Source organism: Psittacicella hinzii (genome assembly GCF_003585935.1).
Taxonomy (GTDB): Bacteria; Pseudomonadota; Gammaproteobacteria; order Enterobacterales; family Psittacicellaceae; genus Psittacicella; species Psittacicella hinzii.
Map to the genome: position 1 here is coordinate 1 of NZ_NRJG01000073.1, position 21776 is coordinate 21776.

Genomic DNA, 21776 nt, shown 5'->3' on the forward strand with positions numbered 1-21776 from the left:
AGCTACTCTTTTGCATTTTTAAAAGTTATTTTGTTCGAAAAATTAGTAGACTTTATTTGTAAGGTTGGCTACGCTCAAGAATAAGAGTTGATTACTTAATGTAAGTTTATAATCTGAAGTATTTTCTAATCCTTTCAGGAAAAACAATCGTATAAAGAATGTAAAAGCATTTAAGCACGAGAAATAAGACTTTAAAGATACTTTTGAAGATGCTGGAATTGCCTTTTACAACAGTGGTTGCAGTGTCTACTTTGTTTTTTCTAGCTGAGTGTTTTCAGATTGCTGGTTATTGTTTTCTAGATTTGCATTCATAAATTAAATTACCTTGTTTTTTATTTAGCTTAAGCTGTTGCCATTTTAACTCGAGAATATGTGGATATAGCGATTTTTTTATGCCTATGGATAGGAATTTAGCAAGAAGTTATCTGGATTAACGCTAGATAGGTAAAAATAAAAGGAGTTAGCATTGCTAACTCCTTTCTAATTTATTATCGAGAATTTCTTAAATTAATTTTCAATTGCTTCCCAACCACCAGTAGTATCAACCCCTGTAGCATCAGCTAATGCTTCTAACTCTGCTACTTCTTGTAGCGTAAGTTGTACTTTACTTGCTGCTATAGCTTCAGTTACATGATAAGGTTTAGTTGCTCCAATTAAAGGTAGAGTACCTTTAGTAATAGCATAAGCAATCGCAACTTGCGCCGTGCTTAATTGGTATTTTTCACCGATTTGAGCCATGCGGTTGGTTAAAGTTTCTAGTTGTGGTAAAGCTTTATTGTAGGTTTGTCCACGTAATGAATCTGCTGGTAAAGGATTGTTTACATTATATCGACCTGATAAAGCACCTTGTTCGAGTACCATGTAAGCAAAGAATGGAATACCTTGCTCTTTACAGTAATCTAAAATCCCAGTGTGATCAGAATTACGGAATAGTAGACTAAAGTGATTTTGTACAGCTGAAACTCTAAAGCCTTCAGCTTGTAAAGCTGCATCGATTTGTTTAATTTGTTCAAGGTTGTGATTCGAAACTCCAACGTATTTAACTTTACCGGCTTTTAATAAAGCAATTGCTTCATCTGTCCATTTACCAAAGTTATAAGAGTTGTGAATCCAATAGAAATCTAGATAATCTGTAGCTAAGTTTTGCGCACTAGTTGCAAAGCTATGGGCAACTGGAGTTGTTGAATTATCTGCTAATTGCGGAGTGAATTTAGTTGAAAGAATAAGTTCATGACGAGCATAATTTTGTGCAGCTTGACGTAAAGCTTGTTCAGATGAACCTAAACCATAAGCATAAGCTGTATCCCAAAGATTAAAGCCTTGCTCAAGAGCAGTTTTAAAAACTTCGTGCATTTGTTCTGCACTTAAGTTATTACCAAAAATATTATCACCACCTCTAAAACCAGACCCCCAAGACCATGTCCCAAAAGCTACTTTAGGTAAAGAAGATAAAGTGTAAGTTGTTTGTGTTTGAGTAGACATAAAATTTCCTTTGTTGTTTGTTAAGTTAAACCCATGGCAATCCTGTAAGGATTGCCATGGGTTTGACCTTACTAAGGTATAGGACAATATTATTATGACAATGGTTAACTAATAAGCTATATCTGCAGTAAGAGGTTGGTAATAAATAATAATTGCTTGTTTTGTGCTTGTCGCTTATCTTATGCTTGTATTATTTACTTGTCTCTTACTTAGAGATAATTTTTTTCGTTTTCCCTACGTTTGTAAGCTCATTATAGAGGACTATTGTTTACTGATAAATATGTAATCAAGTAATTCAATTGTGAATGTAAGGCACAAATATGAATATAAGGCACAAATAAGCTTTGAGAATTTTTACCTAGCAGTTTCTATATTTTTGATATGCTCAGTTTGAGATACTCTGTTTGAAGTTCTTTGCTTTACAATCTATTAAGATTAAAAATTTATTGATAGGTGTAACTAACTTTTAATTAAGTAAATAGTAGTATTTATAGTAAGAAATGATGAGTAGGTCTTAATTGAGATATGGCAATACGTAGAAGCTTTACTTTACGTTAAAGAGCAATGGTTGCAAATGATAGGAAAAATTTAAGTCTATTTATCATGGGTTTATGTAGATTTTAAGCTAATTGCACTTATAGCGATAAAACTTTATGAGCCAATTATTGGTCTAAAAGATATAACAAAGACATAAAGCAAGCTGCCAAGCTGGTTATAAAATTGCTAAAAAGTTTTTTGAAAAAAATGAGAAAATTTTTGCAACTTTTAGCAAAAACGCTTGTCTAATATATAGATCAAATAAGAAGCTAAAGTTCTAATTTAGAATTTAGGTTCAAATGGATCATGATGTATCTTATTAGCTAGCTCTTGGCAGAGAGTAGTTAATATCCCCCATTTATATTTAAGGGTGGCAGCCCTTAAAGATAAAATTTAGTAAACACTTCTTAACTTACTCGACTAAAAAATATGAAAAAATTATTAAATAGCACTGTAGTGGCGCAACTAGTAGGATTGGCACTAGTTGTACTAGCTGTAACAGGTCAACACTAATATACAGATTTTCTAGATACAAATTAAAAGTTAATAGGCAAGATTAACTTTCAATCTATTGCATATATCCTTGCCTATAAAGGTAACTAAGATCAACAATTTAAGTTTGCTTTAGGAGAGAACTTAGGATCAACCTAATGTTTTCTGTGCTTACCTTAATGCAAACTGCATAAACGCTTAATTATGTCTTTGTTGATTTAGTAATAATTTTGCTGTGCGATGTGCAAGTAAAATTAATCCTTTATAGACGAGTATTCTCAACTCTTTTATTTAATTCATTTATTATTCATTATTTTCATATTAATACTCCTTTATATTATTATGATTTTAACCTTCAGCAAATGCTGGAGGTTTTTTTATTGTTGAATTAAACTCAACAAGATAGTGAATGTTTTCATCTTTATCAAATTTACGCGCTTGTTTATAATGAGCAGGTAAAACAATCAATAACTTCTTAAGAACCTTTTGCCAGTCTAGGACTAGCAATAAAGTTCAATAACTATAGGATCAAGATGAAAAAATTTTTAAAAAGTGATGCAGTAGCTAAATTAGTAGGTCTTACGTTAGTGGTACTAGCTGTAACTCACTAAAATTCTTCCATTTTTAAAAAGCTTTGATATAAATTGAGCTTGGAGACGTATTACTTCTCCAAGCTCTTATTTTGTCTGGATTTTGTTAATTGCAGCGTATTGCTTTGTGGTTTAGCATTTCTTTGTAGTATTTTGCAAAAGTATACGGTGTCACTGTTTTGGTCTACATACTTACTATCTCAGTACTTGAGCTAAGCTATATCAATCTAAGCGATTTCAATCTAAGCTATTTCAACCTAAACTGTATTGATCTAGCAGTATTGATACAAGTTATACTGACCCAAAATGTATTGACTTAATCTATATTTACCTAAGCAATATTGCTCCTTTCTTGGAGGAAAAAACAAACGCAAGAGACGCAAGGTAGTTTATGAAACTAGTTATTTTTTAATCGTTTTTAAACAAAAACTAAACACATTGTTTATTATTAAACAGTTTGTTTATTTTTGTTTTGAATTACTACTTGACTACCCCTATACTATTAGTAACACAGCGCATAGCTTTAGATCATAAATAATTTATTTATGTTATGGCGATAAACATACAATTTATAGCGCCATATATTATCTAAAGTTATGGCTGGGCAAGTGTAGACGATCTATTTTGAGCACTAGATCTACATAACAGTAAGTCATAGGAATGTAGTTGCGTACATTAGACTTTACAGGTTATACACATGAAAGAGAGGATTATGTGACTAGTGCTTGAAGTAGATTTTTGCAAGGCAAATACAATCAAATGATTATTTCTTAATCAATCTCTTTTTAGCAATTCTTTAGTCTATACATGCAAAGTACAAGCTAGTAACAAACAACGTACTTTAAGTAACAAACTTTGAAAACAACTTAAAATTTTTAAAATAACTAAACACAACAAACATAACAACTTTTAACGCAACTTTAAACTCAACTAACAACTCAATTAACAACACAAGCAAACATAACAACTTTTAAACACAACTAACAACACAACAAAACAACCATGGTTTCACAAAGGAGGAACTATGTTTAAAAAACTAATTAACAACACCAGAATTCCTGAAATCGTATTTACTTTATTAGTAATTGCGGCAGTGTGTCCAAATATTCACGCTGCTTAAATCTTAAAAAATATTTACCTTAAACATCCTTAGAGAAATCTAAGCAACATCTGATCTTAATTCGCAAAGGCAGTCTTCGGACTGTCTTTTTTTACGTCTGTATTATGGAGTAAAAGTTGAAAGTCTTGTTCATAAGTTGCTATTCAGTTAATAATCTTAAAATTCTATAATGAACTCAGAAAGTTAAGAACCAGAGAAATTTAAGTAGTTACTTACTCAAAGATAAGTAATGAACTTTTAAATTTCTAAACTTCTACAAAGTTCTTAACCGCACTGCAGCCAGCTTGAGCAATAGTTTTAGCTCAAGCAACAACAATCCTTAAAACAACAACTTATATCAATCCTTAAAACAAAAACAACAACCTAACTTTAACTTTTAAGAGAAAAAATATGACACTAGTAAACATCGAACCAACAAACCAACCACAAGTTCAATCTCCTGTAAGCATGGAAAGTACTTGGGATAAAACTTTTACTCTAGATCTGCAAATAACGCATCGTAAAGTGAGCTTTGTAAATAAATTCGGTATTGCCTTAGTAGCTGATGTCTACTTACCTAAAAATGCTGCGACCAATCGTAGCTTAGCAGCAGTTGCAGTTAGTGGACCGTTTGGAGCAGTAAAAGAACAAAGTTCAGGTCTCTATGCTCACTATTTAGCTACTCAAGGTTTAGTTACTTTAGCTTTTGATAATTCATATACCGGAGAATCTGGTGGTTATCCTCGTGGCATGTCATCGGCTGATGTCTTTACGGAAGACTTTAGTGCAGCTGTTGACTTCTTAACTACTCTAGAGCAAGTTAATCCAGAGCGTATAGGTGTTCTAGGTATCTGTGGTCTAGGTGGTTTTGCTTTAAATGCGGCAGCTATGGATCCGCGCATTAAAGCAGTAGCAACGAGCGTTATGTATGACATGACACGTGCTATGGGCTTTGGGGTTGGACCTAGTCGTGATGTTCTTACTCCAGCACAACGTCAAGCTTTAAAACAATTCCTTGCTGCGCAAAGAACGGCTGATTACGCAGCTAATGCTTATAGTTATGCTTCATATAACTACGTCTTTGAAGGTAACCAAGTGAGCCGTGTAGGTGATCTTACTGAGATTCCATTTAATGCACAGGACTTAGGTAATCCAGTAATCCAAGAGTTTGCAGATTACTATCGTAATCCACAACGTGGTTATCATCCACGTTCAATTAACTCTAATGGTAAATGGCAAGCTACTATGCCTTTAGGGATGATGAATAGCCGCATTTTAAGTTTTGCGGATGAAATTAACGTACCAACGTTAATTCTAACTGGTGAATTTGCACATTCACGTTACTTTGCCGAAGATGCTTACCGTCATGTAGGTACAGCACAAAAAGAATTAGTAATTGTTGCTGGTGCAGATCATGCAGGTTTATATGACACAGCAAACGGACTTTTACCTTTAGAGAAGTTTGCGAGTTTCTTTATACAAGCTCTAAAGTAATAGTTCAAAGGAAGTAACAATAAATAATTTAGAGCCGTAGCAATATCTTAATTTGTTGTCTGAAAAAATAATGTGTAGATTTTAGATACAGCCTTATACCTGATGACTCTTTTTTCGATAACAATGAGTCACAGTACACCAAAAGCAACAAGACACCATATTCAATATAGTTCTCTTGTTGCTTGATCCTCTTATTTTCTTCAGGATTTAATATGCAAGTAAAAAAAATTAGTTAGACCACTTATCACAACTCTTTCTTTAGGTACGTTTGTTGCAGGTTCAGCTTTTGCCGTTACCGGTAATATTCATACTTCCGCTCCCTTAAATATTAATGTTGCGAGCCAAAAATTCACGCTGCAAAATATCCCTGTAAACAGTCAAGCAACAGTGCAAGCGCCAATTTCAATGGTAAAAGAGTGGGATAAAACTTTTGAGTTATCACAAGAAGTTGTACATCGTAAAGTTAACTTTGTAAATCGTTTTGGGATTACTCTTGTAGCTGATTTATATATCCCCAAAAATGCCCAAGGTAAAAAACTAGCAGCAGTTGCTGTAAGTGGTCCGTTCGGAGCAGTTAAAGAACAGAGTTCGGGCTTATATGCGCATTACTTAGCAACTCAAGGCTTAGTAGCTTTAGCTTTTGATCCATCATATACAGGAGAGTCTGGTGGTTTTCCGCGTCACTCAGGTTCAGCTGATATTTTTACAGAGGACTTTAGTGCAGCTGTAGATTTTCTCACAACCTTACCGCAAGTAGATGCAGAGAAGATCGGATTCTTAGGAATTTATGGTTTCGGTGGCTTTGCACTTAATGATGCGGCACTAGATCCACGCGTAAAAGCTGTAGCTACGAGTGTAATGTATGACATGGCGCGAGCTGCTGGTTTTGGAGTTGGTCCAGGACATGATCTGTTAAATAGTGAACAACGCATTAAAATTAAACAACACATTGCCGCTTCACGTACTGCTGATGCTCAACAAGGGAAAATCTCTTACTCATCTTATGCTTATGGCTTTAATGATAAAGGAGAAGTAGAGAACTACGGTAACTTAAAAGATGTACCTATGGGTGCGACTAGTCTTGATCCGGTAACGCAAGAGTTTGCAGATTACTATCGTAATCCACAGCGTGGCTATCACCCACGCTCAATTAACTCTAATGGTATCTAGACTGAAGCTATGCCACTAAACTTAATGAATGTACGTTTAATGTCATTTGCTAATGAGATCCAAGTTCCTACTTTAGTGTTAGCTGGAGAAAAAGCACACTCACGTTACTTTGCTGAAGATGCTTTTAAATTAGTTGGCAGTAAAGATAAAGAATTAGTTATTGTCCCTGGTGCAAATCATGCTGGTTTATACGATACTGCTTCAGGACAACTACCACTAGAGAAATTTGCTAATTTCTTCAACACTAAACTGCACAATAAATAATTGTGTTGCGTGTTATATAGATAATCTTTACTTAAGTAAGTTCAACCATTTTAATCTAACTTGATTAATCTTAAGGTTGTCGAAAAAGTAACTGCAGTTACTTTTTCCCTTAACCTTAATCATAAGAGAAGCTTGATTTATAAGCTTCTTTAATGCGGATTAAGTAAGTTTTAAGCAATAATTAATTCTGATTAATGAATTTTAGTTAATAGTTTTATGAATAAAAGCATATTTATCTTTTCCTAATCCTTACCTATAATAGGCACAGCAAGATTAGAAAAACAACAAACTCTAATCCTCATAAACTAAAAACACATAGACAGCATTGTATATTTTCATTCGTAATCCTGCTAAATAATTACAAATACCTGACTTAATAAACTCTAGATACCAATAAGACTTTGATCCGAGTTTTATTGCTTGGTGCTGTACCAAGATCTTAATAAGAAATTTTTCTATTAGGAAGACAGATTTTTATGACTCTTTGAGAGCGTAAAAGTTAAAGTTAAGTTAAGTTTTTGATCCTCTAGTAACTACTAGGGGATTTTTTTACAATGAGCCAAAGCTCAAAGCTCAAAGCTCAAAGCTCAAAGCTCAAAGCTCAAAGCTCAAAGCTCAAACTAAAATCTAAATCTAAATCTAAAAGCTGTAAATTTGCAATGCTGTAGATCAACAACGCTCTAAAGCATCAAGCAGACAACATACAATTAAAGCTACTAAAAATACTCTCATTGCAGATGATTTTAAAACTATAAAATTATCTAAATATGAGTCCAAAACTAAAGATTTAGAAAAATTAAAATTATTTTTAGTTGTAAGCGCTTGATAATTAAGCATAGCTAAAAATATTATTGAGTGAGTACTCACTTAACTATTGCATTTAATTAATTTCCGCTGTATAATATGCACAGGAAAAGAAAGTACAAATTGGTTGCTCTACAACTAGAAAGTTCCCGTTGTGCTTATTAGCTTGCGGATCTAGCATTAAAATTATCTTGTTTTTATTGATAAATTTTACTTTCTAGTTGTGGACAGCATTTACAACTTAAACGCTAAAATCATAGAGTTTAAGGCATAGAAATTATGATTTAGGAAAAAGTTAATTTTTTTTTTACTTGAAAGAAAAAACTTTTACCCTATAAATAATTCGGCAAGACAACAAACGATTAAAAAATAATTTTGTCTTACCTACAAATACGCAATAGCGTATTAAAAATACAACTTATAACTTATACAACTTAACACTTAAATTAAACAACACAACTTAAAAAACACAGCAAGGACATTTTATGAAAGCAATTAAAACTTTATCTTTAATTTTATTAGCTTCAACTAGTTTAATGGCAGTTAATGCAGCGAACGCCGCTGACTTTAATGCTAATGACCGTGTACCTGTAACTCAACCTGCAACTAATGCTACAGCAGCTCGCACTGTGACTGTAAGTAACATTCAAGGTTCTCTTTACGTACAAGGTAATAAACAAGTGGTAGTATTACAAGAAGGTAATGCTAAAGCTAATGTAAGATACAACTTAGGTGATGGTTTAGTAGTTTATGCTTCACCAAGCTTAAAAGCTGATCAAATTAACGACATGTTCTCACGTTTAGAAGTAACAGCAATTATTACTGATGAACAAGTGATGGCACATCAATCAGCTAAACAACAAAACATTGATAAAGAAGATAACAAAATCTTCTACCGTACTGGTCGTCATTTAGATAGTCGTCCATTCTAATCAGATAAAGAAAATCTTTTTGAAAAAATCAGGTAGCTAGCCGCTCTCTGTAGTAAGTACATAAATGAGTTACAAACTCATAACTAAGCAAACAAATAACAACTAAAACAAACAACAGCAAACACAAACAGGACTCTTATGAAAACAACAACTAAAGTATTAGCAAGTTTAATTTTAGCTTTAACATCTGGTGCAATGTACACTACTGCTTACGCAAGTGAAGTACAACCAACCGATCGCATTGAATACACTAATAAAGCTCCAGCTCAACACGCACAAGCTGGTAAACAAGTACAATACACGCAAGTAAACTTAATTATTACAGGTAAAATCAATGCTGACGGTAGCGTGTCTATGTCAACTAATGCTTTCCCAAATGCTACACACAAAGTAGTAACGCAAGACGGACAAGTAGTTTACGTATCACGTGACATTACAGCGCAACAAGCAAACCATATCTTTAAAGCTTTAAACATGACTACAAGCTTAAATCAAGGCGAAATCATGCAAGCAGTAGGTGCAAAACCTTTCCAAATGGAAAACTCAATTTATGCACACGAATACATCGATACTTACTTACGCGTTGACACAAGCGTACGTTAATCATTAGCTAGCCAAGATTTAAAGTACAGAATATTGCCAAGACCTAACTATAAACGCAAAATAGCTAATTAGTTAGCCGATAAAGTTGGCAGCATAATTTTAGGGCTAGAAATCAAGATTCTAGCCCTTTAATTTTGGTTGCTCGGGTTAAAAATCAGCAATAAAATTTAGACAAACCTTACTCTTACAACTTAACAAAGTGCATGTTTTTGGCAAAATTAGCCGAAATTACTTGCATAGTGCGAAATTTCTCGTTATAATACCTAAAGAATTAAGAGCTAACTAATTGTTCACGCTTGCTGTTAAGGCAGAAAATTAACATCAAGGGTGAGAAATTAGTGTTGTTATTTCTCAAAAGTGGTTTTTCATAAACCAGTCCTACAAGGAGTTAAACTAAGGTTTAATTTCTTGCTGTAAATAAGTTAAGTTGTTGTAACCTCAGCTAAAGCTGAGGTTTTTTTGTTTTTGTGGTTTACCGCACGCACTCCAGCATTACTGCACACTGTACTACCGCACTCCTGTATTCCTGCATTACCGTATTCCTGCACTATCGCACCCCATGCATGTACCACATATCACACGCTACTTTAACTCTACTGAGACAGAGCTTCAACTTTATGCTTAGGAGATACTACAAAAAGTAAGACACTACACGTAAAGATAGAAATAAAGATAGAAATAAAGAAAGAGATAGCATTTAGTCTGTTTATCTGGTAAGTTTTATCCTCATTGCTTGTTTTTGTCGTATATGTATAGGGATTTTACGCGTATCGAGGCATTAAACATGATTTTAAGAGCTTAGAGGGTGAGTGCTTGTTATAATAGGGGCATCACATTTTACATACAGAGCTCTATACTAGATATAGATGCCTTGGAGTAAACAAGAGTTAAGGTTATATACCTCACTCTCGTAATATCGAATATCCTTACTTTAACCCAGCTTAAAGCAATAGTAGCTTGCGGAGAAAACATGGCTAAGTATAACCAAGCAGAACAAAAACAAATCCAAGATCAAAGCTCGCAATTATGGAAAATTGCCAATAAACTACGTGGTTCAATGGATGCTTCAGAGTATAAAAACTATATTCTGGGCTTACTTTTCTATCGCTATCTTTCAGAGCGTTTCGAAGAAAAACTACCAGAACTAGGTATTAGTTATGAGCAATATGAGAGTGAGTATGCTGATTTAATCCAGGATCATGCTTTTATTTCTCAAGTGTATACGCAAATTGGTTATCTAATCGCTCCCAAGTTTGCTTGGAAAAAAATTATTGCCGCGGTGCAAGAAGCGACAGCCCAAGCAGATCTTTTTGCGGAGATGTTTAAAAACTTTAGAGATTTAACTGCGCAAGTAAATCTAGTAGCAGATATAGAGCCAACGGTTAAAGCTAATGCCGAAGCTCTAAAAGATATTTTCAATGACATAGATGCCAACTCTAATCGTTTAGGAGCAACTGCTGCCGCTCGTACTAAACTTTTATCGGATCTAGTACTTCTGATTAATGATTTAGAGTATCGTTCGGATGATAAACGCGATCTCTTAGGTGATATCTACGAAAACCAAATCAAACTCTTTGCTGAGAATATGGGGAAAAAAGCAGGTGAGTTCTATACCCCGCACAATGTTTCTCGCGTTCTAGCTAAAATTGTTACCTCTGATCTTACGGCTAAACGTTTACAGGGAAGTAAAAAACAAGAACAAGCGTTTAATATTTACGACCCAACTTGTGGTTCTGGATCATTACTCTTAACCGTACAAGATGAGTTTGAAAAAGTACAATTAGCAGCAAAAACCAAAAGCCAAACGAGTGTACCTGTACATTTCTACGGGCAAGAGCTTAATCAAACTACCTACAGCCTTGCACGCATGAACCTAATGATGCATAACGTTGAGTTAGCTAATATCCACTTAAACAATGCCGATACGCTGGATACAGATTGGCCGTTAACTAGCAAACATGAGCCACAAAAGTTTGATGCAATTGTTTCTAACCCACCTTACTCAGCTCATTGGGATCCGACCGGACGTTTAGAGGACCCTCGTTTTGCTGAATATGGTAGACCAGCTCCAAAAACTTATGCTGACTTTGCGTTCGTGCTACATTCGTTATATCACCTTGCAGATAACGGGAAATTTGCCGTAGTTTTACCTCACGGGGTATTATTCCGTGGTGGTGATGAGGGAGTAATTCGTCGTTGCTTAATCGAGAAAAACTACATCGATGCCGTAATTGGCTTACCAAAAAATCTTTTCTTTGCGACAACTATTCCAACCGTAATTATTGTTTTACGTAAAGATCGTGGTAAAAATAAAGATGTTCTCTTTATCGATGCGTCTAAAGACTTCGAGAAAGGGAAAAAACAAAATCTTTTACCAGAATCGGCTATTGAACGTATTATCGATACTTACTTAAAACGAGCAAGTGTAGATAAATACTCGGCTCTAGTTTCGTTTGAAACGTTAAAAGAGAACGACTTCACGTTAAATATTCCTCGTTATGTTGATACTTTTGAGGAAGAAGAGCCAATTGATTTAGAACAAGTGATTCGTGATATTCATGCTACTAAACTACGTTTAGCTGATATTGAACAACAAATCAATGAACAGTTAAAAGATCTCGGAGTTGATGTAGAAGCAATTATTGCAGCAAAAGAGTAAAAACATATCTGTGTTTTTAAATCGACTGTAGCTAACGATTAAAGATTGTAGTTTTAGATATGCTCCTTAATAAGGAAATCTTAAATCTACTTAATCATTGCAAACAATTTTTTAAATTGAACAAAAGAACTTATAGCTGTTACTTCTGCGGTAGCAGCTAATTTTTTGTCCAAATTTAAATAAAGTGTGTTTAGCTGTACCCCAAAAATGATACAAACGGATCATAAATCTAGGACATATAAGCTCAAAATTAACGAACATCAACCAGATATAGGACTAATATAAACTAGATGTAGGACGAACATATACCAGACGTAAAACAACATAAACCTAACTCTAACTTGAAAAGTCATATTTGAGCCTTTACAAATTTAATATTACTCAGAGCATTCGTATAGGTAAATTACCTTTGCTTAAAAATTCTTTTGTAGACAAATAGCAACCAAGCTTACCTAAGCTTAAGTAAGCTGCCAAAGCTTCCCTACATTAATCAGAATAATCAAACGAATTAACTATTAGCTAATTAACTATTAACTAATTAACACTCAAAACTTATCACTCTAAGGAATTCATGATGACTAAATTAGCAAACAAAGCATTACGCAAATTATTATTGGCTGCAACTGCAGGTTTAAGTTTATGTTCATTCGCTTGGGCAAATACTGCTCCAGCACAACAACCAGCTAACCACACAAGTCAAAGCCAAACTCACGAACGTAGAGCTGAAAGCACACTCGTAAAATCAGTAAATGTAGTTGCACAAAATCAATCATTTACAGCTAAACTTTACCAAAAAGATGATAACCGTATTGTTATCATTAGCAATTCAACTAAAGGCAAGAAAAGCGTATACACAGCAAGTAATGGCATGAAAGTATATGCTCCACAACAAGCAACAGTTGAACAAATCAATGCTTCTTTAGCTAAATTAGGGATTGATGCACGTGTAAGTGGTAAAGGTACTACGAGTAATAAACAACACTCTGCAAAACGTAGCCACCAAGCTCCAAACTCACAACAAGCTCCACAGCAGGGTAACTAAGCTCTCCAAGTTAATGCAAGTTGCAAATTAAATTAAGTTTTTGCACTTTTTACATACTCCCCATAGAGAAGAAGCGACTTTGATAGCTGTCGCTTTGATAGAGGTCTGTAAAGAATTAACTCTGCAAGAAATAAGAAGATTTTTATCGGCTTCGTAGTAAGGATTAGTGTCTTCCACTAACTCTGCGCAAATTCTAAGTAAAGAATATGAAAAATTTATGAGAAATTGCCAATTTTTACCGTAAATTTGCGTATAATGAAAAAACTAAAATAAAGTAAGAAATTGTCTGAATGTCCCCAGAGGTATGAGGTAAGTGATCATGCCTTGGGGATATTTTTTTACCTTATTTTTGCGCTTTCTAGTAAAATGTGTGTTGAATTTTGGAAACTTGTACCTAAAACTCTTATGTGCTTTGTAGCACTAAAGATAAGAGAGTTCATAGAGTTAGCTTTTTAAGTCTGTACTTATCTCCAGAAAAAATAAGTAGTCAGGAAGTCTTAAAAACTTACTTCTATGTCCATATAACCAATTTGATATCTAAGTAAGAATATCATGTACATTTTTTGAGATTAATATGCTTAAGTCTTATTAAGAATACTTAAGCATTCTTAAGCACAAACTTGTCTGCGGACAAGTAAAGCTTTTCTAGCTAAGTTTTTCTTATCTATAACTTATCTTTAATTTACGTTTACGTAAGTTTACGTTGTCTGTTAGCTAGAACAGCATAAGGCTTAGGTAGATGAATAGCACAAGGCTTAGATAGGTGAATAGTATTAGCTTAGTTTTATAGTAGTTTAGCCGAGAAATGGCAAGTATACATTTATAAATCTTTGCTAGGTTATGGTTTTTATCTCTTCTTATCTGGATGAGCAGTAAATCTTTGCAAAATAGTGATACACCACAAAACATGGTTATCTAAAAAAAATAAGGTATAGATTTACGTACAAGAATTATCAATATAGCTCTACCAAACGGCTGCGCTACTTACAGCAATAGCATTAATAGCTAGCTTTTAATTTTACAGCCCTGTAGTAGTCGAATCGTAAGACCAAGAGGAAGATGTCTATATTCTTTTACCCCCTTCGGGAGGCAAAATGGTAAATTTTAAATCCAAAATCACCGTATTAACTGCAGTAGTAGCTGCTTTAAGTTGTAGTTTAGCTTCAGCATTTGCGAATGGCACAACTACAACCAATACCAATAGTAGCCCAACTACTTATCCTTATCCAACAAGCCAACCAAGTACGCAGCCAAATAATAATGGGCAGCCATCACAACCAAATAATGGTAAGCCAACACAAGCTAAACCAAATACCAACAAACCAAACAACGGTAATGGTAACCAAGGCAATGGCAATAAAGCTCAACCAAATGCGCAACCTGGTACAGGCAAACAAGCTCAACCATCACATGTTCAACAAACTGGTAAAAATGCTAATCATGCTCATGCTGCCAACAATAGCCAAGCGCCTACTGGGGCAAAATCTGGCGAGCAAAATGCGCATGTTCAACCTAGCCAAGGCGGCTTTCAGCCAATTCAAGGGCAAGCGGTAAGTAAACCTTTTGCACCTGCTGGGCAACCTGTAAAAACTGCTCATATGGATAACCCTACTAAAGTACAAGCTAAGTTCACAGGTCGTTTATACCAAGAGAATGGTCGTCAAGTAGTGGAAATGCCAGGCGCGAATAACGCAGCCGCTAATATGATGTATATGGCTGGTGACGTAATTGTTTACGCAGCTAAAGCTTTTACCGTAGCGCAAATTAATATGATGCTACAAAATCTAGGTTTAAGTGTAACTGTAGGCATGCCTCCATCAGGCGGTCCACAAGGTGATCCACCTCCAGCTCCACCGGCTAATGCTGGTAAATAAGCTAGACAGCTAGATAAACAAGCCAGCTAGCAAAACATAAGCTAAGTTGTTGTTTAACCCCGCACAAAGTTGCGGGGTTAAACTTTGTGGTATAGATCTGAGTAAAACAAAGTACTACTCCACAAAGTGAGAAACCAAAACAAAAACTAAAACCCCAACGTATTAACATTGGGGTTTTAGTTAATGCTTTAGTTTTGCATTGTTTATGCTTTGCATTGTTTAGCTTTGCGCTAGTTATTTGCTAACTTTTTTATTAGGAATTAAGTGAATGTTATAGTTTTGACGTAGAATATCACTTAATTGCAGCTGATCAAGAGTTTCTTGGCTGGCTTGAATATCATTAAAGCTAGTGATTTTGTATTTCTCGAGTGCTTTAAGATTTTTCCTATTTTTAGTAGCAGCTGCTTGTTGATAGAGATAAGCTACATCATAGTATTGTGCAATATTATTCGCACTCATAGCATTACGTATTGCCACAATAGTTAAAACGTGTACACATGCATGATTATAAAAATCAATATTGCCTTTATCATCAGCAACACAGTACTGTTTCGCAAAATCTAAAATTTCCGAGATATTTATGGTCGTTTGTAACTGTCCGTTAGGCTCAATATGTAAGCTAAGTTTATTAGCGTAAGGTAATTTACTTAGAGCGGTAAAGAACTGCCCTAAAGTCATATCCTTACCAGCATATGCACCTAAAGAATTAGCTAGTTGCCAAGCTTGTAACATTACATTACGCTCGACTGCGTTGTAAGTGTATTGTACTTTCGCTTGTGCACTAGGTATGACAGTGGCTACGGCTAATGCCGCAGTTGCTAAGAATTTAGTGGTAAATTTCATTTGGCAATCTCCGGCAATTATTTTTTCGGGTTACTAGGTTGAGGGTTTTGTTCTGGATTGGCAACTGTAGGTTTAGAGTCAGTGTCTTCTGTACTAGGATTCTTAGTTGCGTCAGCCGAACTATCTTCAGAGGTATTATTTTGTTGACTAGGATTACTATCCTCTGGATTAGATTGGTTGCTGTCGTCAGCAGGTTTAGCTTGAGGATCAGTAAACTGTAGTTTAGAGTTTGTCTCTTGCCCTAAAGTAAGATTAGTATTACTTAAAGCTTGTTTTACTTGATCTCCAAAATCCATAGTAAAACCAACTAAACGACTGAACGTTTCTTGGTTAGTAGCAAGAACTGGAATAATTGTCCCAAAAGCTGCTAATTTTTGTTCATCGTTGAGGTAATCCATTTCTTGCGGGATTTGTGCTAAGAAGCCTAAACGACGGAAGTAACCTTGTCCAGTTTTAAAGCCATTAGTCAGAATAATACTCATAATGGCAGCCCCACGACAATAGCTTGGTTGTAATGCCCACTTGTGGTTAATATTACAATAGCCCATCATTTGTGAAGTATAAGCCGTAAGGATAAAGTCTTTAAGTAAGTAACCATCAGCCGGATTAAGTTTTACTTTAGCTGGAGTAACAGCTAAGAGTGCTTGCTCGGCAGCTTGACGGTAAACTTTACCTTTATTGCTAAGATCATAAGGCACCATAAGATCTAAAGCGCCTAATAAGAATTTAGCCGGATCTTTAGCTACGCGATTTTTTGATAAGTAATCGTACAACCCTTGATAGTAAATTACCATCATTTGGTGTAATGGTTCATAGCGTGCGTCCGAATTAAAAGCAGCACTAAATGGATATTGATCTGGATTAGATTGAGGATTGATATAACCTCGAGCGTTGTAACCTTTAGCTTTAGGATTTACATCAAAAAATCTTACGTTGTTAAGAATATTAACCGCAGGTTTACTTAACTGTGTATCTAAAGGAACAAAAGGTAAACTGAATTTTGGACCTGCGTCTGTGTTTTGGGTATTCTTGTTTGCTGGAGCAGCCATTACTTGTGGCATGCCTAAAGTTAGCATTAAACCAGCTGAGAGGAGGGTATTTTTTATCGGCGACGATAAAAAGTTAAGAGTAAATTTAAGTGCCATAAAGTAATTGCGATATCTTAGGTTGGATGTTGGGATGCTTGATGGTTGTTATGTTGTAGTTCTAGTACTTCTGTAATACGAGCGATGATTTAGTTCACATTACGCTGCGGTATCTACTTTCTACTCATAGTAGCAAAGAGATAAGTATAGCGCTTAGTCTCTTAAGAGATCTTAGCAGAACTACCAAATTAACTATTAATCATGCAACCAACATACGATGCTGTAGAGATATTTGTAAGCTTAAGGAACAAAAACTCCCGAAACTTACCTTTTAATTATAAAACAAGCGTTTCTTCTTGCTTAGAAAAATCTACGTAAGGAGATAAAAATCTCGCGTTACTAACTTATTGTATATAGGGATTTTTTAGCGATCAACAAGGGTAAATGATCTAAGGGTTTGAATTTTAGGGATTATTTAGATTTTGGGGTAGGTTGTCTACAAAAGAAGACACATTACAGATGGCTAGATTATTCAATGCAAAACCTAAGCACAAAGCCTAAACACAAAACAGAAAGACAAACCGAAATGTAAAACCCGATCACTAAACCTAAAACCCAAAACCTAAATGCAGAAACTGCGGTAGGCTCAAATCTAAACGCAAAACCCAAAACGCAAAACAGCCATCACGAGGATGACTGTTTTACGCTAAAAGAGATTACAAATATTACAACTTTAAGTGTAAGTTGTAACCCATACTTTTCTTTAAGTTAGCAGTTATCTGGCACTAAAGATTTTTACAAAGAGTAGATAACAAGCGTAACCACCAATAGCTACTAAAATCACCAAGAGAATAAACACTAACCACATATCCTCACGGGCAATTTTATACCGTGCTGGGATATCCGAAACATCATGTTTCGCCTGATATTTTTGGCGATATTGCACTTGATGTTCTTGTTCAGCATCTACTTCAGATCTCACCGGCACTTGCTTAGTTGCCTGCTGTTTAGATGTTTGTGTAGAGCTAGTGGTTGTAGAGGTTTGTGCTGTTGATGTAATTTTAGAACTTTGGTTGCTTTGCAGCGAGTTTAGAGGTTTGCCAGTATGCTCGTTACTACTGGTCATTCCTGGCTGAAGGCGCTGTTAAGCGCACCGTTTTCACTTGTGGTAGACCTAAGAACACTAAGCGCTCTAAAGCTTTAGTGTCAACTTGCTCAGCTTCAAAAGCGCTCGTACCTAAATTAGTCGCAGCTAAGGAAGCACTCGGACGTAATTGTTCTTCAAGAGAAGCTAAGAGTTGATGATACTCTGCTTTTACTCCAGCATTGTGTTCAATATCAGCTACTAAGGCAGCAAGATCCAATTCTTGTTTGCGTAATTGGGTAGTGAGTTGGTGCACAAACACTTGTTGTTTTGGGCTTAAGCCGCTTAGGAGTAAAGAGATAGCAGTTTGATCGTCTGTATGACGGTAACTGTAACCTAAACTGGTTAAGAAACGAATATCTGCTTGATGCTCGATAAAGTAGTATAGAGTATTTAACAGAGCTGTAGTTACTTTGGCACGTAGTTCTGGATCAGTAATCTGTCCGGTTACTTTTTTCTCATTCACGCCAAAGTGTTTTACCAGAGCAAATTGATAAAGTAGATCAATACCTTTTAAAGTACCAACAAAACCTAGTTTTGAAGCATAGTCCGACCAAGTTTTTTCATGGAGGCGTGGACCTTGTTCAAGATTAGTAGTTAGGCAATGCCAAATAGCTCCACTAAAGTCAGTATATTTATTATCTAAACTTCCCCAATAATTCCAGAGGTTGGCTTTTTGGGTTAGAGGTTTAGAGAAGTAATCAGCTGGATTACGTTTTAGGTCTTGTAATTGGCTATGTACTTCATCTGGACTTAAACCTGCGTCGTAGCGTAATGACCAGTCAAAATAATTACCTTCGATATCAGCTTGATAGGCTTGATTGTAAATTTTACCAGCTTGTTGTGCCCATACATGCGCTAAGAGTTTACCTACCGTGGCTAAACGCGGGAAACGTTTAGTGTAAGCAATGGCATCTTGTGTTAGCATCGTAAAGAACATGGTAGCTTGGGCATTTTGGGTAAACATAGCATCAGCTTGCCCAATTCTTTGCCATAGCATATTACTTTGCTCTAAGCTCAGTTTGTCTTGGGCATTAGATGTATGAAAATATCCCGGAAAACTTGCAGCTAAAGCCACGAGTACAGCTGGTGCTTGACCGGCAGCCACTACTAAATATTTAGCTACAGCTTCAACTGTTTCTTGTGATGAGAAAGGTTGCAGTTCGACAATTTGGTGCGTAGAAGTTGACATAATAATATCCTGCAAAGTAAAACCATGCTTAATGCAAGCATAGAAGCCGAAGAAAAATCCTTTTTTTTAGGAATAATCCTATAATTTCATTATAGCGCTAGAACTATGAGAAATAAAGCTAAGAGGACGGTTTTTATGCTAAAAATTGTCTGCAGACCGCTTTTACTGAAACTTGAATGGTAGAGTAGATAGTAGAGGCAAAAGAAAAACGGACCCTGAAGGTCCGTTTTAGCTTTTGTGAAAATTCACATTGTTGTATGCTGTGTGCAATCTGCAAAAGTTTATTCTAGCTATTATCGCTTAGCTCTTAACTAGCACTAGCAGTTGGTTTATTACCAATTAAGCTTGCACTTGCATATGCCATACAAATACATACTAGCATTGGTAAATATGCATCAAAACTTTGCCCTGTAAAACCAATCGTTAGAGCAAAAGCAGTAAATGGCGCGTTCATTGAAACCGCAAGGAAAGCAGCTGAACAAACTAGAGCAGCCATTACCACGTCCATACTTGGAAACCAGAAGTGGAAAATCATACCAAGCGACGTACCAAGAATAGCACCAATAGCTAAACCTGGAGTTAATGTTCCACCGTAAGCTCCGGCTTTTAAAGTAACTAATACAGTTAACCATTTAGCGATAAATAGCGAAATACATACGCCAAGGCTAACGCTTGCCCAGTAAGCGGTTTGTGCAGTTGAACGACCATTACCAAGGATTTGTGGTAACCAAATAGCCACAATCCCTGAAATAATAAAGCCTAGAGGTAATGCCCAGAATAAGTGTTTTTTACTAAAGCGTGTACTTTCAGCCCATTTAACTTGTAAGCGGAATACTTTAGCAGGAATACCTACTAGTAAACCTAAAATAGCTGCCCACATAATATGTTCAGCCGTACCTGAAATTTGCGGAATTAGGTAGAAAGTTTCAGCTGAAACAGTAATACGCGCTACAAAGGTCGCAATCACCGAAATACTTAAAGCAATAATGGCATAAGGAACATTAATTACACCAATTAAAATCTCAAGAGCAAAAATCGTTCCAGCAAAAGGTACGTGATACACCCCAGCTAGACCTGCCGCAGCCCCACAAGCTACTAAGATCGAGCGCATTTGCGCATCGATTTTTAGCTTATCAGCAATAGTGCCTGCAAATAGAGCACCAATTTCACGAGGTGCAACTTCACGACCTACCGGAGCACCAACCCCTACAGCAAAGATCTGTAATAGTGAGTGGGCAATGTTTTCTGGCATCGGAGCTTTTTTACCTTTAATCATGCCATTAATCCCAACAATGGCACGTCCAAACATTTGTAAGCAAGCCCAGAGAATCCCGATTACTACCCCACCAATGGTTAAGCCGAGTAAACGTTGTTGCCAAGTTGTCCCATCTGTAACAATACGAAACTCACTTTCGCTATGCCCAAAAACTAAGTGTTCTACTTGGTGAATTAACCAACTTAAGAATGCTGCACCAAGACCAGCAACCACGCCAATAAAGATAATTGCTAAAACTAAACGCAATTTGGCAGAAAATGTTGTGTTCATCATATAAATCTATCTTAACGTGCAAGACAAGTTATTTAGCTATGAGCAGAAAATGTGGTATCACTTTTCTACTGTGTAGAATATCCTTTCTATTTATGGAGGATCGATCACTTTTCTGTTTAAGTGTATTACTTCTTTTTTAGTTCATAAGAACATTAACTAACAACGAGTTGAATTAGATAAAGCACTAGCTCTAGAGATATCAAGATAAAACTAACTCGTTGAAGTTTAAGCTAAAAACTTGTCCTAGACAATCCAATCCCATAATATATGGATCAGATCCAGTATTAAAAACGGCTTATATTATATGCCTATCTGTAATTAAAAAAGCAGATAATTTATTTTTTCTCACAGCTTAAACTCGATATAGCTGATGATTAGGAGCATACTAGGCAGCAAATAGTTGCACTAATTTACGAGGTTTTTTACGGCGACAAAAGGACAAAAATAAACTTTTTTCTTAAGTTAGTTATTTTTAATGAAAAACGAGCTGCTAAAGGCTAAAAAGTGCTTATTTTAGGTTAAGAAATAAGTAAAAATTCATAATTGAGTGAGTGCTCACTTATTGATTTTTCTAAAATCTTACCCTATAATTACTTTAGTCAAGCGCAATAAAGATTTAATTATTTGTGAGTGTAAAGAAATAATAATCAGATAATAGATAAAATTTTCGGTTATAATCTTTAACCATAAATCATAAATCTTAGCTTTAAATAACTTTTTAAGCTTAAATAAAGCTTAGAGTGATTATGACAATGTGGCTAAAATAGCAGGAATAAACAAGTAATCACCTATAAGTAGCTACTTGTTGCTACAAGCTTTTATATTTAAGGCTTAAATTATTTACAAGTGATTATTAACTTTCATTCACAAGTCTTATGCGAGAAAGCATATTTATCTCTTTTATTATCTCCTCTATAATAG

15 protein-coding genes are annotated in these 21776 nt (G+C 35.3%); 8 read left to right on the forward strand and 7 right to left on the reverse strand.

Annotated features, from left to right (window positions below):
* Positions 1-507: 507 nt before the first annotated feature.
* On the reverse strand, positions 508-1482 hold the full coding sequence (locus CKF58_RS04455; RefSeq protein ID WP_119531387.1) for an aldo/keto reductase: 975 nt from the start codon (positions 1480-1482) through the stop codon (positions 508-510).
* A 3129-nt stretch (positions 1483-4611) separates the two neighbouring features.
* Here CKF58_RS04455 and CKF58_RS04460 point away from each other — a divergent pair.
* The 5 genes from CKF58_RS04460 to CKF58_RS04475 all read left to right on the forward strand — a co-directional run bounded on the left by CKF58_RS04460 (position 4612) and on the right by CKF58_RS04475 (position 9467).
* Positions 4612-5694, forward strand: coding sequence for an alpha/beta hydrolase (locus CKF58_RS04460; RefSeq protein WP_119531389.1), 1083 nt, complete (start codon positions 4612-4614; stop codon positions 5692-5694).
* A gap of 387 nt (positions 5695-6081) precedes the next feature.
* Positions 6082-6864 carry an alpha/beta hydrolase gene (locus CKF58_RS04465; protein WP_245959238.1) on the forward strand — a complete coding sequence of 261 codons (783 nt, stop codon included), beginning with the start codon at positions 6082-6084 and terminating at the stop codon, positions 6862-6864.
* Between the two features lie 9 nt (positions 6865-6873).
* Positions 6874-7128 carry an alpha/beta hydrolase gene (locus CKF58_RS08585; protein WP_245959239.1) on the forward strand — a complete coding sequence of 85 codons (255 nt, stop codon included), beginning with the start codon at positions 6874-6876 and terminating at the stop codon, positions 7126-7128.
* A gap of 1289 nt (positions 7129-8417) precedes the next feature.
* On the forward strand, positions 8418-8864 hold the full coding sequence (locus CKF58_RS04470; RefSeq protein WP_119531391.1) for a hypothetical protein: 447 nt from the start codon (positions 8418-8420) through the stop codon (positions 8862-8864).
* Positions 8865-9002: 138 nt separating this feature from the next.
* Complete coding sequence (locus CKF58_RS04475; protein ID WP_119531393.1) at positions 9003-9467, forward strand: hypothetical protein; 465 nt, start codon at positions 9003-9005, stop codon at positions 9465-9467.
* A gap of 422 nt (positions 9468-9889) precedes the next feature.
* Here CKF58_RS04475 and CKF58_RS08395 read toward each other — a convergent pair whose 3' ends face one another.
* Entirely contained in the window at positions 9890-10039 is a 150-nt protein-coding gene (locus CKF58_RS08395) for a hypothetical protein (protein WP_222987703.1), read from the reverse strand.
* 398 nt (positions 10040-10437) lie between these two features.
* Between CKF58_RS08395 and CKF58_RS04480 the strand changes: the two genes are divergently transcribed.
* The 3 genes from CKF58_RS04480 to CKF58_RS04490 all read left to right on the forward strand — a co-directional run bounded on the left by CKF58_RS04480 (position 10438) and on the right by CKF58_RS04490 (position 15042).
* Complete coding sequence (locus CKF58_RS04480) at positions 10438-12126, forward strand: type I restriction-modification system subunit M (protein WP_119531395.1); 1689 nt, start codon at positions 10438-10440, stop codon at positions 12124-12126.
* A gap of 574 nt (positions 12127-12700) precedes the next feature.
* Positions 12701-13168, forward strand: coding sequence for a hypothetical protein (locus tag CKF58_RS04485; protein WP_119531397.1), 468 nt, complete (start codon positions 12701-12703; stop codon positions 13166-13168).
* A 1094-nt stretch (positions 13169-14262) separates the two neighbouring features.
* Complete coding sequence (locus CKF58_RS04490; RefSeq protein WP_119531399.1) at positions 14263-15042, forward strand: hypothetical protein; 780 nt, start codon at positions 14263-14265, stop codon at positions 15040-15042.
* A gap of 234 nt (positions 15043-15276) precedes the next feature.
* On the opposite strand, the gene CKF58_RS04495 is transcribed toward CKF58_RS04490, so the two are convergent.
* The 5 genes from CKF58_RS04495 to CKF58_RS04515 all read right to left on the reverse strand — a co-directional run bounded on the left by CKF58_RS04495 (position 15277) and on the right by CKF58_RS04515 (position 20855).
* On the reverse strand, positions 15277-15885 hold the full coding sequence (locus tag CKF58_RS04495) for a hypothetical protein (RefSeq protein ID WP_119531401.1): 609 nt from the start codon (positions 15883-15885) through the stop codon (positions 15277-15279).
* 17 nt (positions 15886-15902) lie between these two features.
* The gene (locus tag CKF58_RS04500; protein ID WP_119531403.1) at positions 15903-17030 is read right to left on the reverse strand and encodes a hypothetical protein; all 1128 of its coding nucleotides are present in this window, start codon (positions 17028-17030) and stop codon (positions 15903-15905) included.
* A gap of 715 nt (positions 17031-17745) precedes the next feature.
* Positions 17746-18096, reverse strand: a complete 351-nt coding sequence (locus tag CKF58_RS04505) for a hypothetical protein (protein WP_119531405.1) — start codon at positions 18094-18096, stop codon at positions 17746-17748.
* Positions 18086-19306 carry a hypothetical protein gene (locus CKF58_RS04510; RefSeq protein ID WP_119531407.1) on the reverse strand — a complete coding sequence of 407 codons (1221 nt, stop codon included), beginning with the start codon at positions 19304-19306 and terminating at the stop codon, positions 18086-18088. Before CKF58_RS04510 ends, CKF58_RS04505 begins: the two co-directional genes overlap by 11 nt.
* A gap of 307 nt (positions 19307-19613) precedes the next feature.
* On the reverse strand, positions 19614-20855 hold the full coding sequence (locus CKF58_RS04515; protein ID WP_119531409.1) for a chloride channel protein: 1242 nt from the start codon (positions 20853-20855) through the stop codon (positions 19614-19616).
* Positions 20856-21776: the final 921 nt, after the last annotated feature.

Coding starts and splice junctions, on each gene's coding strand:
- CKF58_RS04455 (WP_119531387.1), bottom strand. CDS start 1,482: ATGTCTACTCAAACACAAACAACTTACACTTTATCTTCTTTACCTAAA.
- CKF58_RS04460 (WP_119531389.1), top strand. CDS start 4,612: ATGACACTAGTAAACATCGAACCAACAAACCAACCACAAGTTCAATCT.
- CKF58_RS08585 (WP_245959239.1), top strand. CDS start 6,874: ATGCCACTAAACTTAATGAATGTACGTTTAATGTCATTTGCTAATGAG.
- CKF58_RS04470 (WP_119531391.1), top strand. CDS start 8,418: ATGAAAGCAATTAAAACTTTATCTTTAATTTTATTAGCTTCAACTAGT.
- CKF58_RS04475 (WP_119531393.1), top strand. CDS start 9,003: ATGAAAACAACAACTAAAGTATTAGCAAGTTTAATTTTAGCTTTAACA.
- CKF58_RS04480 (WP_119531395.1), top strand. CDS start 10,438: ATGGCTAAGTATAACCAAGCAGAACAAAAACAAATCCAAGATCAAAGC.
- CKF58_RS04485 (WP_119531397.1), top strand. CDS start 12,701: ATGACTAAATTAGCAAACAAAGCATTACGCAAATTATTATTGGCTGCA.
- CKF58_RS04490 (WP_119531399.1), top strand. CDS start 14,263: ATGGTAAATTTTAAATCCAAAATCACCGTATTAACTGCAGTAGTAGCT.
- CKF58_RS04495 (WP_119531401.1), bottom strand. CDS start 15,885: ATGAAATTTACCACTAAATTCTTAGCAACTGCGGCATTAGCCGTAGCC.
- CKF58_RS04500 (WP_119531403.1), bottom strand. CDS start 17,030: ATGGCACTTAAATTTACTCTTAACTTTTTATCGTCGCCGATAAAAAAT.
- CKF58_RS04505 (WP_119531405.1), bottom strand. CDS start 18,096: ATGACCAGTAGTAACGAGCATACTGGCAAACCTCTAAACTCGCTGCAA.
- CKF58_RS04510 (WP_119531407.1), bottom strand. CDS start 19,306: ATGTCAACTTCTACGCACCAAATTGTCGAACTGCAACCTTTCTCATCA.
- CKF58_RS04515 (WP_119531409.1), bottom strand. CDS start 20,855: ATGATGAACACAACATTTTCTGCCAAATTGCGTTTAGTTTTAGCAATT.